This window comes from Streptomyces sp. WM6378, from assembly GCF_001279695.1.
Classification (GTDB): domain Bacteria; phylum Actinomycetota; class Actinomycetes; order Streptomycetales; family Streptomycetaceae; genus Streptomyces.
The window spans coordinates 15154-30663 of sequence record NZ_LGDD01000346.1; the positions used below are offsets into that span (position 1 = coordinate 15154).

Annotated in this window: 14 protein-coding genes; 8 read left to right on the forward strand and 6 right to left on the reverse strand. The window is 72.5% G+C overall.

Features of this window, described 5'->3' with window-relative positions:
- Positions 1-103 precede the first annotated feature (103 nt).
- Both serC and ADK54_RS40185 read left to right on the forward strand, forming a co-directional pair.
- On the forward strand, positions 104-1222 hold the full coding sequence (serC, locus tag ADK54_RS40180) for a phosphoserine transaminase (protein WP_053730809.1): 1119 nt from the start codon (positions 104-106) through the stop codon (positions 1220-1222).
- Between the two features lie 307 nt (positions 1223-1529).
- A complete protein-coding gene (locus ADK54_RS40185) occupies positions 1530-2183 on the forward strand; it encodes a DUF4360 domain-containing protein (RefSeq protein ID WP_053730810.1) in 654 nt (217 codons plus the stop codon).
- 41 nt (positions 2184-2224) lie between these two features.
- On the opposite strand, the gene ADK54_RS40190 is transcribed toward ADK54_RS40185, so the two are convergent.
- Positions 2225-3196, reverse strand: a complete 972-nt coding sequence (locus tag ADK54_RS40190) for a hypothetical protein (RefSeq protein ID WP_053730811.1) — start codon at positions 3194-3196, stop codon at positions 2225-2227.
- A gap of 90 nt (positions 3197-3286) precedes the next feature.
- Between ADK54_RS40190 and ADK54_RS40195 the strand changes: the two genes are divergently transcribed.
- A complete protein-coding gene (locus ADK54_RS40195; protein ID WP_053730812.1) occupies positions 3287-3967 on the forward strand; it encodes a GDSL-type esterase/lipase family protein in 681 nt (226 codons plus the stop codon).
- Here ADK54_RS40195 and ADK54_RS40200 read toward each other — a convergent pair.
- On the reverse strand, positions 3955-4848 hold the full coding sequence (locus ADK54_RS40200) for an MBL fold metallo-hydrolase (protein ID WP_053730813.1): 894 nt from the start codon (positions 4846-4848) through the stop codon (positions 3955-3957). The two genes, ADK54_RS40195 and ADK54_RS40200, sit on opposite strands and share 13 nt — an antisense overlap.
- Before the next feature lie 134 nt (positions 4849-4982).
- Between ADK54_RS40200 and ADK54_RS40205 the strand changes: the two genes are divergently transcribed.
- Positions 4983-5888: an AraC family transcriptional regulator gene (locus ADK54_RS40205; RefSeq protein WP_053730814.1), complete on the forward strand. Its 906-nt coding sequence runs from the start codon at positions 4983-4985 to the stop codon at positions 5886-5888.
- On the opposite strand, the gene ADK54_RS40210 is transcribed toward ADK54_RS40205, so the two are convergent.
- Positions 5878-6786 (reverse strand): NADP-dependent oxidoreductase, encoded by a 909-nt coding sequence (locus tag ADK54_RS40210; protein WP_053730815.1) that lies wholly within the window; start codon positions 6784-6786, stop codon positions 5878-5880. The two genes, ADK54_RS40205 and ADK54_RS40210, sit on opposite strands and share 11 nt — an antisense overlap.
- Positions 6787-6934: 148 nt before the next feature.
- Here ADK54_RS40210 and ADK54_RS48460 point away from each other — a divergent pair, with 148 nt between their 5' ends.
- Both ADK54_RS48460 and ADK54_RS40220 read left to right on the forward strand, forming a co-directional pair.
- Positions 6935-8248: a LuxR C-terminal-related transcriptional regulator gene (locus ADK54_RS48460; RefSeq protein ID WP_053730816.1), complete on the forward strand. Its 1314-nt coding sequence runs from the start codon at positions 6935-6937 to the stop codon at positions 8246-8248.
- 68 nt (positions 8249-8316) lie between these two features.
- Positions 8317-10035, forward strand: coding sequence for a bifunctional 3'-5' exonuclease/DNA polymerase (locus tag ADK54_RS40220; protein WP_053730817.1), 1719 nt, complete (start codon positions 8317-8319; stop codon positions 10033-10035).
- Between the two features lie 39 nt (positions 10036-10074).
- Here ADK54_RS40220 and ADK54_RS40225 read toward each other — a convergent pair whose 3' ends face one another.
- The 3 genes from ADK54_RS40225 to ADK54_RS40235 form a co-directional block, all read right to left on the reverse strand.
- Positions 10075-11322, reverse strand: a complete 1248-nt coding sequence (locus tag ADK54_RS40225; RefSeq protein WP_063802159.1) for a hypothetical protein — start codon at positions 11320-11322, stop codon at positions 10075-10077.
- 108 nt (positions 11323-11430) lie between these two features.
- Positions 11431-11940 (reverse strand): SigE family RNA polymerase sigma factor, encoded by a 510-nt coding sequence (locus tag ADK54_RS40230; protein ID WP_053730818.1) that lies wholly within the window; start codon positions 11938-11940, stop codon positions 11431-11433.
- A 200-nt stretch (positions 11941-12140) separates the two neighbouring features.
- Positions 12141-12797 carry a histidine phosphatase family protein gene (locus tag ADK54_RS40235; protein ID WP_053730819.1) on the reverse strand — a complete coding sequence of 219 codons (657 nt, stop codon included), beginning with the start codon at positions 12795-12797 and terminating at the stop codon, positions 12141-12143.
- A gap of 75 nt (positions 12798-12872) precedes the next feature.
- Between ADK54_RS40235 and ADK54_RS40240 the strand changes: the two genes are divergently transcribed.
- Positions 12873-14279, forward strand: a complete 1407-nt coding sequence (locus tag ADK54_RS40240) for a GH1 family beta-glucosidase (RefSeq protein WP_078967017.1) — start codon at positions 12873-12875, stop codon at positions 14277-14279.
- Positions 14276-15510: MFS transporter (locus ADK54_RS40245; protein ID WP_420717481.1), on the forward strand; the 1235-nt coding region annotated here is incomplete at its 3' end. The genes ADK54_RS40240 and ADK54_RS40245, both read left to right, overlap by 4 nt.

Genomic DNA, 15510 nt, shown 5'->3' on the forward strand with positions numbered 1-15510 from the left:
GTCTGGGGCGGAGCCCCAGGCGGCCCAGGCTCGCGCTGTGGGGCCCGTCTCATCGGGCGGACCCGCCGGACCGGGCGGGCCAGAACCGGATACGCTCGCGCACGTGGCTGAGATCCAGATTCCCGCTGACATGAAGCCCGCCGACGGCCGTTTCGGCGCGGGCCCCTCCAAGGTGCGTACGGAGGCGCTGGACGCCCTGGCCGCCACCGGTACCTCCCTCCTCGGCACCTCCCACCGCCAGGCCCCGGTCAAGAACCTGGTCGGCGAGGTGCGCCAGGGCATCCGCGACCTCTTCTCCCTCCCCGAGGGCTACGAGGTGATCCTGGGCAACGGCGGCTCCACCGCGTTCTGGGACATCGCGACGCACGGCCTGATCGAGAGCAAGTCCCAGCACCTGAACTTCGGCGAGTTCTCGTCCAAGTTCGCCAAGGCCGCCAAGCTGGCGCCCTGGCTGGCCGAGCCGACCGTCATCAGCAGCGACCCCGGCACCCACCCGGACCCGAGGGCCGAGGCGGGCGTGGACGTGTACGCGTTCACCCACAACGAGACCTCGACCGGCGTCGCCGCCCCGATCAAGCGCGTGGCCGGGGCGGACGAGGGCTCCCTCGTCCTGGTGGACGCGACCTCCGGCGCCGGCGGCCTGCCCGTCGACATCGCCGAGACCGACGTCTACTACTTCGCCCCGCAGAAGTCGTTCGCCTCCGACGGCGGCCTGTGGCTCGCCGCGTTCTCGCCCGCCGCCCTGGACCGCGCCCAGCGCATCCACACGAGCGGCCGCCACGTCCCGGAGTTCTTCTCGCTGCCCACCGCGATCGACAACTCGCTGAAGAACCAGACGTACAACACCCCCGCCCTGTCCACCCTGTTCCTGCTCAACGAGCAGCTGAAGTGGATCAACGGCCAGGGCGGCCTCGCCTGGTCGACGGCCCGCACCGCCGCCTCCGCCGCCGCCCTGTACGGCTGGGCCGAGGACTCCAAGCACGCCGCCCCGTTCGTCACCGACCCGGCCAAGCGCTCGCAGGTCATCGGCACGATCGACTTCGCGGACGACATCGACGCCGCCGCGATCGCCAAGGTGCTGCGCGCCAACGGCATCGTCGACACCGAGCCGTACCGCAAGCTCGGCCGCAACCAGCTGCGCATCGCCATGTTCCCGGCGATCGACCCGGCCGACGTCGAGGCTCTGACGGCCTGCATCGACCACGTCATCGAGCAGCTCTGAGCATCAGGTAGTTCGGCGAACGAGGGCCCGGCACCGTGATGGTGCCGGGCCCTCGCGCATGCCCGGGCGCTGCCACCCGGGCCGCAGACACATCCCGGCACCCCCAGCGAGGCATCACGTCACGGCCGATAACTGCCCTATTCCGCAAGGGACTTGGTCCCTACCATCCAAAGCGTTCCGGCGCGCACCGCACCACGGCCGGACCGGCCCGAAGGTTTGACATGTTCATGCCTCAACTATGCATGAACGCTCGGCTGGACTCCCCACATCCACGCAAGGCCACCGACCAACCGATCGGAGCTTCACCATGCCCGGTGCACTTCTCGCAGGCGGCGCGACCGCAGCGTTCCTCGCGTCCTCGCTCTTCACCCAGGCCGCCCCGGCCGGCATCATCGCGCCGCCCGACAAGATCGTGATCGAGGTCGCGACCGTCAACGGCTCCGGCTGCCCCATCGGCACCGCCGCGGTCGCCGTCTCCCCGGACAACACCGCCTTCACCGTCACGTACAGCCAGTACCTGGCGCAGGTGGGCGCCGGTTCCAAGCCCACCGACTTCCGCAAGAACTGCCAGCTCAACCTCATCGTGCACGTGCCCTCGGGCTTCACCTACGCCATCGCGAGCGCCGACTACCGCGGCTACGCCCACCTGGAGAACGGCGCGAGCGCCACCCAGAAGGCCTCGTACTACTTCCAGGGCTCGCCCGACACGGCGAGCAGAACGCACCCGTTCAACGGCCCGTACGACAACGACTGGGAGGCCACCGACACCACCGACTGGGGCCAGCTGGTCTGGGCCCCCTGCGGCGTGCAGCGCAACTTCAACATCAACACCGAGCTGCGCGCGAACGCCGGCACCTCTGACCCGAACACCAACAGCTTCATCGCCATGGACTCCACCGACGGCAACATCCAGACCATCTACCACCTGGCCTGGAAGGTGTGCCCGGACCAGCAGCGCTGAGCCGCGTCACGGGGCCCGTACCGCGAAGTGGTGCGGGCCCCTCAGCCGCTGCGGCGCCTCAGTACGCGCTTGGCTCCCAGGCCGAGCACCGTGGCGCCCGCCAGAACCACCGCGCCGAGCAGATAGTTCCCGCTGCCCGCGCCGTCACCCGAATCGGTGGAACTGCCGCCCACGGAGGGCGACTTGGCGCCACCCTCTTTTAGGGGGACGCGCACCACGTCACTGTCCGCCCCTTCCGAGCCGACCATCAGGGCCGAGCCGTCCGGGGTGTACGTCACCGATTCGGACTGGGCCTGCACCGGCGTGCCCGGCACCGCGTGCCAGTCGCCGAGCGGCCCTGCCCCGCCCTTCCAGGCGTATTCGGCCAGCGCGAAGTAGCCCCGCAGCGCCAGCTTCGTACCGTCCGGCGAGAACGCGCCATCGGTCACCCAGGGCACCTCGCCGACCCGTCGGAAGACGTTCGTACCGGAGACGGACAGCTGGGCCGGCCCCTCGTAGAGGCCGCCGCCGCTCTCGCGCTTGGAGGCTATGTAGACCCGGCCGGTCTTCGGGTGGACCATCAGCGCCTCGGCGTTGCGCGGCCCGTCGGCGTACTGGACGACGTACTGCGTGGCCTTGACCGTCTGGTCCTTGAGCTGGGCCGGCTCGTGGAAACGGTAGATCCAGACGTGGCTCCAGGAGCCGTCCAGGTTGTCGCCGATGTCGCCTACGTAGAGGTCGCCGTCGGGCCCGATCGAGATAGCCTCCACGTCGCGCGGCCGGCCGACGCCCTCCATGGTGATGCGCGCGACGGTCTGCCCGGTCTTCGCGTCCACGGCGTACACGTACGGGCCGTCACCGCTGTCGTTGTGCGTCCAGTAGATGCCGGGGTGGGCGCGGCTGGCCGCGAGACCGCTGGACTCCTTGACGCGGGGGTCCTTGATGGTGAACCCGCCGTCGTCGGCCACGGCCGGCCCCGCCGCACACGCCAGGACGAGCCCGGCCACCCCGCACACCCTCAGAAGCGAACGCATCCCCCCAGTGTCCACGGCCACGTCCGGTCCCCCGGGGGGTGTCCACCGTCACGTCGCAGCACCGCGTACCGATCGGTAATGATGACCCCCATGCGTTTTCTCTTCGTCGGCGACTCCATGACCATCGGATGCCCCGGCGACTTCACCTGGCGCCACCGCATGTGGCACCACCTCGAAGCGACCTTCGACGGCCCGTACGAGATCGTCGGCCCGCGCACCGCGCTGTACGACCCGGCGGCCGGGGCCCCCGTCTCGCACGAGTACGCCGACCCCGGCTTCCCGCCCGCCGCCCGCCGCCACCTCGCGGGCTGGGGCGAGGGCTGGCTGCACATGGCCACGGTGATCGGCCCGGCCGTCGCGGAGAGCCGGGCGGACGTGCTGCTCGTCTCGCTCGGCCTGATAGACCTCGGCTTCTATACGGACGCCGGCCAGACCGCCGCCAATGTGCGCGCGTTCGTCGAGGGCGCCCGGGAGGCCAACCCGCAGGTCCGCATCATCGCGCTGCCCGTCATCCCGAACATCCGGGCCGAGGAGGACGCCGCCTTCGCGGCCGAGGTGGCCCTCTTCAACGAACTGCTCGCCAAGGCGGTCGCCGACCTCGACACGGCCGCGTCCCCGCTGCTGCTCGCCGCGGTCCCGGACTCGTACGACATCCACCGGGACACCTACGACGGCACGCACCCGGGCCCCAGCGGCGAGCACAAGCTGGCGGCGGCCTTCGCGGACGCGCTGCACGGCGCCTGGGAGCTGGGCGCCCGCTACGCGCTGTAGGACGCCCAGTTCCGGACCGCGAACCGGCTTGCCTCGCGCCGGACTTCGAAGGCGCCGGGGCCGCCGAAGTGGGCCGGGACGACGAGTTCGCGCTCGTCGGCGGCGCGGCCCAGGATGCGGCGGCGGGTGGCCGCGGCCTGCGCCTCGTCCTCGCAGAAGCAGCTGTTGCAGGACGGCTCGGTGATCTGCACCGGGCTGTGCAGCAGGTCGCCGACGAACACGGCCCGGTCGCCGCCGGACGCGAGCCTCAGTACGGAGGAGCCCGGCGTGTGTCCGGGCGCCGCCTCCAGAAGGAGGTTGTCGTCGATGCGGTGCTCGCCCTCCCACAGCACGGCCTGCCCGGCCCGCACGACCGGCGCGATGCTGTCCCCGAAGAGGGCCACGTCGTCCACGCGCAGCTCGCGCCCGTTGGCCGGGTCGAAGTGGGCGTGGTCGGCGGCCGGCATGAGATAGGTGGCGTTGGGGAACGCGGGCACCCACTCGCCGGGCCCCCGACCCACCGTGTTCCAGCCGACGTGGTCGGCGTGCAGATGGGTGTTGACGACGACGTCGACGTCCTCGGGCCGCACTCCGGCGGCCGCCAACTGCCCCAGGAAATCGGTGTTCCGATGGTGGAACATCGGCTTGCTGGGCCGCTCCCGGCCATTTCCGACGCCGGTGTCCACGAGCACGGTCCGCCCGCCGCTGCGCAGCACCCAGGTCTGCAGCGCCCCGATCCACTGATCGCTGTCGGGCTCCCAGAAGTCCGGCGCGAGCGTCTCCTCGTTGGCCTTCCACACCTCGATCCCGGCGGCCGGCACGATCTGGCGGGCGGACCCGAACGTGCCCTCCCACTCCACGACCCTGATGACCTCGACCTCGCCCAAGGTGATGCGCTGCACGTCCCCGCCGCCTTCCGCTCGCTGTCCGTTGCCTCGACCTTAAGAGGGCGCAGATGAGCCGCTCAATGCCTCTCCTGCTCATCTGAATACGCGAACGTCTCACGCGCTCGGCGGGTCATCGGTAGGCTGGCCGCATGGACCTGGTGAGTGACGCGATCTCCGCGGTGCGGGTGGGCCGGCCGTCCTCCACCAGGCTGCGGGTGGGCGGCAGTTGGTGCGCCCGCCTCGACCCGTACGAGGGCGCGGGCTTCCACGTCGTCCTGGAGGGCAGCTGCTGGATGCTCACCGAGGGCGGCTCCGGGGTCGTCCTGAACACGGGCGACGCGGTGCTGCTTCCGCACGGCAGCGGGCACGTGATCGCCGACCGCCCGGCCGACCGGGCCCGCGTCGAGCAAGCCGTCGACTTCGAGCGCTGGTCGCGGCAGGCCGCCGTCGCCGACTCACCGACCGACACCGAGCTGTTGTGCGGAAAGTACCGGCTCGACCGACGGCACGCCCACCCGCTGATGGCGGAGCTTCCGGATGTCGTGCACATCCCCAGCGGGCCCGACCGGGATCCGGGGCTGTGCGCCGCCGTCGGTCTGCTGGGGCGCGAGTCCGGGGCCGGGCAGCCCGGCGCCGCGGTCGCCCTGCCGAGCCTGCTCGATCTGCTGCTCGTCTATCTCGTACGGGCCTGGATGGCGGAGGGCACCACCTCGCGCTGGCCGGCCGCGCTGCACGACCCGGTGGTGGCCGAGGCCCTGCACGCCCTGCACGAGGACCCCGCCGCGGCCTGGAGCAACGAGCGGCTCGCGAGCCACGTGGGCGTGTCCCGGGCCACGTTGGCGCGCCGGTTCACCGCCCTGGTCGGCCGGGCTCCGATGGCGTACCTCACCTGGTGGCGGCTGACCCGGGCCGCGGCCCTGCTGCGCACCACCCCGGACGCGCTCGACGCCATCGCCCAGCGCGTCGGCTACAGCACCCCGTACGCCCTGTCGCACGCCTTCAGCAGGCAGTACGGCACGACGCCGGGGCGCTACCGGGCCGGCGTCACGGCTTGACGACGAGCTTGCCCCTGGTGTGGCCGCCCTCGCTCAGCTCCAGGGCCTTGACCGCGTCGGCGAGCGGGAACGTCTCGGCGTGGCGGATGCGCAGCCGGCCCTCGGCGACCAGGCGGGCGTGGGCCTCGTAGATCGGTTCGGGGGCCGGCGTGCCCTCGCCGCTGAAGCGGACGCCGTGGTCGGCGGCGCCCGTGTCGGCGATGGTGACGATGCGGGAGGTGGTGCCGCCGCGCAGCGCTATGGAGTCGGGCAGCGCGCCCTTGCCGGCCGCGTCGTACACCGCGTCGATGCCCTGCGGGGCGACCTCGCGCACCCGCTCGACCAGGCCCTCCCCGTACGCCAGCGGTATCGCGCCCAGCTCGCGCAGGAAGGCGTGGTTCGCGGGGGACGCGGTGCCGATGACCTTGGCACCCCGGGCCACTGCGAGCTGTACGCCGACCGAGCCGGTCACGCCCGCCGCGCCGTGGATCAACAGGGTCTCGCCCTCGGCCAGTTCGAGCAGCCGCAGGACCCGCTCGGAGGTCTCGCCCGCCACCGGAAGGGCGACGGCCTGCTCCCAGGTCAGCTCGGCCGGCTTGCGCACGACGCGGGTGGCCAGGGCGTACTCGGCGTACGCGCCGGTGTCGGAGTGTCCGAACACCTCGTCGCCGACCGCGAACCCGGTGACGCCCTCGCCCAGTTCGTCGACGACGCCCGCCAGCTCCAGGCCCGGGACCGCCGGGAAGGTCACGGGGAACTGGTGCTGCATCCAGCCGTTGCGGATCCGGTAGTCGACCGGGTTGACGCCCGCCGCAACCACCTTCACCCGGACCTGGCCGGGGCCCGGCTCGGGCTTCTCGGCCTCGCCCAGGGCCAGCACCTCGGGGCCGCCGAACCGCTCGTACACGATCGCTTCCATCACAGCACTCCTCGCATCGCTCACTACGTCGTCCACGACGTGGTTCCAGCGTCCGTCGACGCCCGGCCCAACCCGGCCCGCCTTACGGCCGGTTCGACCTGGCCACAAGGCTGGGCACGGACGGCCGCGCCGACCGTACGCTGGCGTGATGGAGCCCCGCACGAGCCGCACCGCACCCCGCGCCGGTACCGGTACGACGCCCGCCGCCTTCGCCCTCGCGCGCGCCGCCGAGCTGGTGAGCGGGCCGCTGGACGAGATCCTGCCGACCCTCTCCGAGGCCATCGCGCCGCTGGTCCCGCACACCGTGGCCGCCGAGCTGTCGGGGCACTGCGCCCACTCGCCGTTCAAGGTGCACAGCGACACGGGGGCGGCCCGGATCGCCGTCGCCGACCTCCAGGAGCTCGGCCCGCTCGTCACACCGGGCCTCCCCTGGCAGGGCACGGCCGTGATCGGCGGGGTGGAACAAGCCGTGGTGGCGGTCGCGAGCGAGGCCGCGCCCATGGCCGCGCGGCCACCGCTGCTCGTTCTCGTACGCAAGTCGCCGGGAGCCTTGTTGACGGAGGCGGACGGCGAGACCGTCCAGCATCTGTGGGACCTGGTGACCGGCCATCGGGCCCGCCTCGCGATCGAGGCGGTGCCGGGCACGCTCGCCCAGTCGCGGTCCACCGCAGCCGAGCGGGCCCGGGTGATCGCCGAACTGGGCGAGGCCCACGAGGCCGCGCTCACCGCCCTGCTCGGGGTGCTGCGCAGCAAGAACCTGGAGGACCGGGCGGCCCGCTCGCGCGCCGTCGACCTCGCGGTGTCCGCCCTGGTCGCGCTGCGCGCCGAGGCCGACCGGAACCAGGAGCTCACGGAGGAGCCGGCCGCCGAGGCCTTCGCCCGGCTCGCCGACTCCCTGAAGCCGCTGCTCCGCCACAGCGAGGTGCGGCTCGAATTCGCGCCGCCGGAGGCGGAGACCGCCGAGATGTCGGTCGCGGCCGACGTCGCGCACCTCTCACGCGCCGCCGTACGCGCCCTGGTGCTCGCCATGGCCGGCCAGCAGGGGGTGCGCCGCATCCATGTGCGCTGGCGGATCGTGAACTGCCAACTGGTCGCGGCCGTACGGGACGACGGGCCCGGCGAGCTGTCGCGGGCCGCGTTCGACACCCATCGGGTGGCCCAGCGCCTGGCCGCGCTCGGCGGCACCCTCGCGGTGGACGCGCTGCCCGGCTGGGGCACCACGGTCACCGCGACCCTGCCGCTGGGCACGGCGCCGAGCCCGCGCGTCGACCCGCTGGCCGGGCTGCACCCGCGCGAGGCGGAGGTGCTCGGCCATCTCGCCCGGGGGCACCGCAACCGGACGATCGCCGAGGAACTGCACATCAGCGAGTCGACGGTGAAGTTCCACGTCGCGAACATCCTGGCCAAGCTGGGGGTGAGCTCGCGCGGGGAGGCGGCGGCGATGCTGCACGCGGTGGCGTAGCCGCCCTTTTGCGCATGCCGGGTCGCGGCTGCGGGCCGTTGTCAGTGGCGGGTGCCAGACTCGATCGCGTGAACGAACGGTGGGCCATCGCGGCGACCGAGGGCGGCGGGGCACGGCTCGCCCCCCTCGGGGACGACGGGCTGCCCGCGGGCGAGGTGCGCGAGGAGGCCGACCTGGTCGTGGCCGTCCGCGCGCGCCCCGAGGTGGGCCGCTGGGTGTGGCGGTCCACCACCGAGCTCTACCCCCGGCTGCTCGCGGCCGGCGTCAGGGTCGAGCGGTGCTACGACATCGAGGACGCCGAGCTGCTGCTGCTCGGCCACGAGGGCAGGCTCGGCGAGCCCCGCTCGGCGGCGGCCGCCTGGGCCCGCCTCCACAACAGACCCGTACCGGCCGACCCGCCACCCCGCGCGGCCGAACCGGGCTCGCAGTCCTCCCTCTTCGAGCCCCAGAACACGGCGGAGCTGCCCTTCGAGGCGCTGCTTGAGGTGTACGCGGACCAGCAGCGCCGGCACGACCGTGCGGAGCACCCGGGGCGGATGCGGCTGCTCACCGCGTCCGAGTCGGCGGGGATGCTGGTCGCCGCCGAGATGAACCGGGCGGGCCTGCCGTGGCGGGCCGATGTGCACCGCGAGGTGCTGCACGGCCTGCTCGGCGAGCGGTACGCCAGCGGCTCGCCCCGCACGGGGGGCGGGGGCGAGCCACGCCGCCTGGCGGAGCTCGCGGACCAGGTGTCGGCGGCCTTCGGGCGGCGGGTCAGACCGGACCTGCCCGCCGATGTGGTGAAGGCGTTCGGCGAGGCCGGGATCCGCATCAAGTCGACCCGGCGCTGGGAGCTGGCCGAGCTCGACCACCCGGCGGTGGAGCCGCTGATCGAGTACAAGAAGCTGTACCGGATCTGGACCGCGCACGGCTGGAGCTGGCTGCAGGACTGGGTGCGTGACGGCCGCTTCCGGGCCGAGTACACCCCGGGCGGCGCGGCCAGCGGGCGCTGGACGACCAACGGCGGCGGCGCCCTGCAGATCCCCAAGGTGATACGGCAGGCGGTCGTCGCCGACGAGGGCTGGCGTCTGGTGGTGGCCGACGCCGACCAGATGGAGCCGAGGGTGCTCGCCGCGATCTCCCGCGACCCCGGCCTGATGGAGGTGGCGGGCCACGACGGCGACCTGTACACCTCGCTGTCCGACCGGGCGTTCTCCGGCGACCGCGAACACGCCAAGCTCGCGCTGCTCGGCGCCGTCTACGGCCAGACCTCGGGCGACGGCCTCAAGAACCTGGCCGCGCTGCGAAGACGCTTCCCGCTCGCGGTGGCGTACGTCGACGACGCGGCGAAGGCGGGCGAGGAGGGCCGGCTCGTACGCACCTGGCTGGGCAGGACCAGCCCGCCCGCCGCCGGTGCGGGCGAGGCCGACGAGGCGGGCATCCCTCAGGAGCAGGACGATCAACTGGCCGGTCCCGGTGGGGAGTTCACGCCCGGGTATACCTCCAGCGACGCCCGGGCGCGCGGCAGGTTCACCCGGAACTTCGTGGTGCAGGGCAGCGCCGCCGACTGGGCGCTGCTGCTGCTCGCCGCACTGCGCCGGGCGATCGACGCGGCCGGGCTCCGGGCCGAGCTGGTCTTCTTCCAGCACGACGAGGTGATCGTGCACTGCCCGGCCGAGGAGGCGGACGTCGTGACGAAGGCGATCCGCGAGGCCGGCGAACTGGCCGGGCGGATCACCTTCGGGCACACGCCGGTGCGTTTCCCGTTCACGACGGCGGTGGTGGAGCGCTACTCGGACGCGAAGTAGCCCTGTCCCCTTGGCACTTGGGACAGCCCTGTCGACAGGTCACTTGAGGGTGAGCCAGCGCGGGTCGAGCGCGATGGTCCTCAGCTCGCCCAGGGTGAGGGCGGGCTCGGCTCGGGTGGCCGCCTTGTTCTGGTTGCCGGTGTTGAAGGCGGAGACGACGACGCGGAACCCGTCGGGCCGCACCGTGTCGGCGATCCACCAGGCCACCCCGGCGCCGCCCTTCTCGCCCGGCTTCTTCGCCAGGCCGACCACGGTGCCGTCCGGCAGCGTCGAGGTCGTACCTTCCGGGGCGACGTCCGACATCCCGGACTGCACATTGATCTGCACCAGGCTCTTGCCCTTGCCGTCGTCGAGCACGACGAAGGCGTAGCCGTCCTGGCCGCCCTTCTCGCCGACCTTGAGCCCCCTGCCCGCAGGGAGCAGCGCGACCAGCTGCTTCTGGACCGCCTCGGCGGAGGGCCTGCCGCCGGCGGACCGCTCGGGCTTCGCGGGCTTCTCGGGGGCGCGGAGGGCGTCGGCCACCGAGAGCCACTTGGGCGAGATGACCAGCGCCTTGAGCTGCCCGGCGGTGAGCGGCGGGGTCTCCCGGCTGGCCCGGACGCCCTTCTCGGCGGGCGCGTTCCACTCGCTCGCATCGATCAGGGCGCCCTTCGGGGTGAGCAGCACGGCCCGCCAGTCCTTCGTCAGCTCGCGCCGGTCGGGGTACTCGTAGCCCTGGAGCAGCATGTACCGGGAGCCGTCGGCCCGTTGCTCGGTCTGGCAGGAGTCGTAGCCCACGAAGGCCTTGGCGGGACAGGTGACCTGCTCGCGGCTGGACTCGGCGGCCGGATCGACCCTGCTCACTCCCAGAGCGACCAGGCCGGGCCCGTTCCCGTCGTCGAACACCCCGGACACGGACGCCGTGGGCGAGGCGTCCGCTTTGCCGGAGGCCTCCGGATCGCCCGGCCCGCTCCCCTGCTCCTTGGTCACCGTGCCCGGGGGCAGCAGCGACTTGAAGAGCGCGACCATCTTCTCGCCGCTCATGGCCCCGTCCGCCTGCTGCGTCGGCTTCGGCGGCGCTGCCACCGAGGAGCCCCCGCCGCCCCCGATGAACCCGGCGGCGTACGCACTTCCCAGGCCCACCGTGGCGAGCGCGAGCACGCTGCCGGTGACGGCGGCCGTGCGGCGCCGGGCCAGCCGGCGGCGGCCCCGGACGAGGCCGGACTCCACCAGGTCGCGGCGGTCGCCGAGTTCGAAGCTGTCCCCGGTGTGCCGCATGGCCTCGCCGAGCCGGTCCTCAAAGGGCATGACAAACCACGCTTTCCTGATCCGGTCACTGAATCTGGTCACTGAAATCTGGTCGCTGGAAAGGGATGCAACTGCCATTGAACGCGGGGGAGTTGAGGCCCGGGCGTGTCAGTGGGAGGCGTACTCCGCGAGGGAGTCGCCGAGACGTTCGCGGAGCTTGGCGAGGGCGCGCACCGAGCGGGTGCGGACGGCGGCCGAGCTGACGTTCATGGCGTCCGCCGTCTCCTCGATGCTGCGGTCCTCCCAGTAGCGGAGCACGATGACCGCCCGGTCCTTGGGCGACAGCTGCCCCAGCGCGTCGAGCAGGGCCACGCGCAGCGCCGGGTCCTCGCCGGTGGCCGCCGCACGGTCGGGGAGTTCACCGAGCGGCCGTTCGGTGGCCGAGCGGCGCCGGCGGTGGGTGAGGAAGGCCCGTACGAGCACGGTCTGCGCATAGCCCGCCGGATTGTCGATCCGCGAGACGCGCCCCCACAGCGCGTACATCCGGCCCAGCGTCTCCTGCACGAGGTCCTCGGCGAGATGGGTGTCCCCGCTGGTCAGCAGGCAGGCGGACCGAAAGAGCTGCGCCGCGCGCCCCGTCGCGAACTCCCGGAACTCCTCGGCCCGGACCGACCGCACCCGCGGCCCGCTCGGTATCTCCGCCGGGCCCGGTCCCTCCGGCACCCCGTGCCGCCCCTGTCTCCACGGCTGCCTCACGGCCCGCCCCGCCCCCGCCCGTTGCTGGTTCTCCCCCTACACCCCACTGACGCGCGAGGCCCCCCGCAATGTTTCACCCGGGTTTTCGGGGCGGGAGGCCGCGGTGTGCGTACGGGTGGGACTCAGACCCCCAGCTCGCCGAACTCGGCCCCGAACTCCTTGGGGAACCCGGTCCACTTCAGCTCGGCGGGCAGGTGCGCCATGTCGTTGAAGAGCAGCACCGAGGCGGGCCGGTCGGGTGCGTACCGGATGACGGTCAGGGCGGCGTTGCAGTGGTTGAGCCCGATCCAGCGCCAGTCGGGGGCGTCGAGCGCGGCGCGCACCAGCCAGCCGATGAGGAAGCCGTGGGTGACGACGAGTTCGTGACGCGGGGAGGGTCCGCCGAAGGGCCCGGTGCAGTGCGCCATGGCCTCCCGCACGAGCCTGGCCCCGGCCTCCCGCTCGCCCGGCTCCGGGTCACCGAGGAAGTCGAGGATGCGGTCGGCGTCCGATGCGGGGAGCTCGCCCCGCTCCGGCCAGTACGGCACGTAATCCCCGGCCCATTCGGCCTCCGTGACCGTTGCGCCGTCCAGCTCGGCGGCGATGAGCCGCGCGGTCTCGGCGGCCCGGCCGAGTGGCCCGTGGTGCACGGCGTCCAGCGGCACCCGGGCGAGCCGCCGCCCGAGCAACGCGGCCTGGCGCCGCCCCGCGTCGGTGAGGGCAGGGCCCTCATGGCCGGCGTCGCCGTGCCGGGCGAGGTAGAGGTAGCGGGGCGCGGTGGGCGGTGCGGACTGCTGCAAGCTGCTACTCCTTAGAACCTGAAAATTGTTCACTTTCCATTGACAGGACACAGCCCCGGGCTCAAAGGTTCCCCCATGACGCCGCCGCCTCTGCCGCCGCTGCCCGCCTTCCCGTCCGACTTCCTGTGGGGGGTGTCCGCCTCCGCGTTCCAGATCGAGGGCGCGGTGGACACCGATGGCCGGGGCCCGTCCACATGGGACGCGTTCACCAAGGAACCCGGCCGGATCAAGGACGGCTCGCACGCGGACAGGACCACCGACCACTACCACCGCTACCGCGAGGACGTCGCGCTGATGACCCAACTGGGCGTCGGCGCCTACCGGTTCTCGGTCTCGTGGTCCCGGGTCCGGCCGACCGGTGAAGGCCCCGTCAACCAACAGGGCCTCGACTTCTACGACCGCCTGGTCGACGAGTTGTGCGCGGCCGGGATCACCCCCGTCCCCACCCTGTTCCACTGGGACACCCCGCTCGCCCTTGAGGAGCACGGCGGCTGGCTGAACCGGGACACGGCACAGCGGTTCGCCTCGTACGCCTCGATCGTCGCGGAGCGGCTCGCGGACCGGGTGCCGCGCTGGATCACCCTCAACGAGCCCGCCGAGATCACTCTCCTCGGGTACGGGCTCGGTGAACACGCCCCCGGAAAGCGGCTGATCTTCGACGCGCTGCCGGTCGCGCACCACCAGCTCCTGGCCCACGGCATGGGAGTCGAGGCACTGCGGGCCGCCGGCGCACGGGAGATCGGCATCGCGGCCTCGCACAGCCCGGTGTGGACGGCGGGCGACACGGACGGGGACCGCGCGGCCGCCGAGCTGTACGACACGCTGATGAACCGTCTCTTCGCCGACCCGATCCTGACCGGCACCTACCCCGATGGCTGGGCCGACCTGATGCCGGGCCCGGTCGCCGAGGACCTGAAGACCATCTCAACGCCCCTCGACTGGTACGGAATCAACTACTACAACCCGGCACTGGTGGGCGCACCGAAGGCGGACGCGGTAACAACCCTCGCCGGGATCGAACTCCCGCCGGACCTCCCCTTCGGCCTGCACGAGATCGAAGGCCACGAGCGCACGGACTTCGGCTGGCCGGTGGTCCCGGACGGTCTGCACGAGCTGCTCACCAACTTCCGTACACGGTACGGAAATTCACTGCCCCCTCTCCTCATAACGGAGAACGGCTGCTCCTACGGGGACGGGCCCGCCCCGGAGGAGCCGGGACGGGTGGCCGACACCCGACGGATCGCGTACCACGACGGCCATCTGCGCGCCCTGCACCGGGCGATGGCGGAAGGCGTGGACGTACGCGGCTACTTCATCTGGTCGATCCTGGACAACTTCGAGTGGGCGGAGGGCTACCGGCAGCGCTTCGGCCTGGTCCACGTCGACTACGAGACGCTGGCGCGCACGCCGAAGGACTCGTACGCCTGGTATCGCGATGTCATCCGGGGTGCCGCCAGCGATGTCTTCGGGTACGGGCGGTGACACTGGGGCCCGGGGCCAGAGCCCTGGGCAAGCCGGGTGCGGGCGAGGGGGAACGGCCCGGCGGGCGCTGGGTGGGGGCGCTGTCCCTGGCCAACCTGGGGGTGTGGGTGGGCTGGTTCGGCCCGCTGCAACTGCTCCTGGCCCGCCAGGCCGAACACTTCACGCCCACCCACAAGGCATCAACTCTCGCCTTGGTCACGGGAATTGGGGCGGCGGTGTCGATGGTGGCGAACCCGGTGTTCGGCGCACTGTCGGACCGTACGGCGGCGCGGGTGGGCCGCCGGATCCCCTGGGTCGCGGCGGGCGGCGCGGGCGGGTTCGCGGGCCTCCTCGTCCTGGCATGGGCGCCGAGCGTGGCGGTGATGACGGCGGGCTGGTGCCTGGTGCAGCTGGCCCTGAACGCGTCGTTCGCCGCCCTGACGGCCGCGGTCCCGGACCAGGTCCCACACCGCCAACGCGGAATGGTGGGCGGCTGGCTGGGAGTGTCACAGGTGGGCGGCATCCTGGTGGGCACGGCGTTGGCGACGGCGGCGGGCGGAATCGGGGCGGGCTACACGGCGTGCGCGGCCTTTTCCCTGCTCTCAGCCGTACCGTACGTGGCGATGCGCAGGGACACCCGCCTACTGCCGGCCGCTCAACTCCCCTTCCACTGGCGGGAGTTCATGCGTGGCTTCTGGATAAATCCCTCCCGCTTCCCGGACTTCGGCTGGGCGTGGCTGACGCGCTTCCTGATGAACCTGTCGTACTCGATCAGCACGATGTACCTGCTGTACTACCTGACCGACGCGGTGCACTACGCGGGCGACGCGGACACCGGGGTGCTCATCCTGACCGCGCTGGACGCGGTGACGCTGCTGGGCACGGTGGTGGTCAGCGGCATCTGGTCGGACCGCACGGGCCGGCGCAAGGTCTTCGTGGTGTGGTCCGGCCTGGTGATCTCGGCGGCGACGCTGCTGCTCGCGGTATGGCAGACGTGGACGGGGGCGGTGGTGGCCTCGCTGGTGCTGGGCGTCGGGTACGGGGTGTACACCTCGGTCGACTTCGCCCTCCTGACCGACGTGCTGCCGAGTGCCGCAGACCGGGGCCGCGACCTGGGCGTCATCAACATAGCCAACGCCCTCCCCCAGGTCCTGGCCCCCGTAATAGCGGCCCCGGTCGTGACGCACCTGGGCGGCTACGGGGTGCTGTACGCGCTGGCGGGGGCGATCGGGGTGGGCGGGTCTTTGTTGGT

Coding starts and splice junctions, on each gene's coding strand:
- ADK54_RS40185 (WP_053730810.1), top strand. CDS start 1,530: ATGCCCGGTGCACTTCTCGCAGGCGGCGCGACCGCAGCGTTCCTCGCG.
- ADK54_RS40190 (WP_053730811.1), bottom strand. CDS start 3,196: ATGCGTTCGCTTCTGAGGGTGTGCGGGGTGGCCGGGCTCGTCCTGGCG.
- ADK54_RS40195 (WP_053730812.1), top strand. CDS start 3,287: ATGCGTTTTCTCTTCGTCGGCGACTCCATGACCATCGGATGCCCCGGC.
- ADK54_RS40205 (WP_053730814.1), top strand. CDS start 4,983: ATGGACCTGGTGAGTGACGCGATCTCCGCGGTGCGGGTGGGCCGGCCG.
- ADK54_RS40210 (WP_053730815.1), bottom strand. CDS start 6,786: ATGGAAGCGATCGTGTACGAGCGGTTCGGCGGCCCCGAGGTGCTGGCC.
- ADK54_RS48460 (WP_053730816.1), top strand. CDS start 6,935: ATGGAGCCCCGCACGAGCCGCACCGCACCCCGCGCCGGTACCGGTACG.
- ADK54_RS40225 (WP_063802159.1), bottom strand. CDS start 11,322: ATGCCCTTTGAGGACCGGCTCGGCGAGGCCATGCGGCACACCGGGGAC.
- ADK54_RS40240 (WP_078967017.1), top strand. CDS start 12,873: ATGACGCCGCCGCCTCTGCCGCCGCTGCCCGCCTTCCCGTCCGACTTC.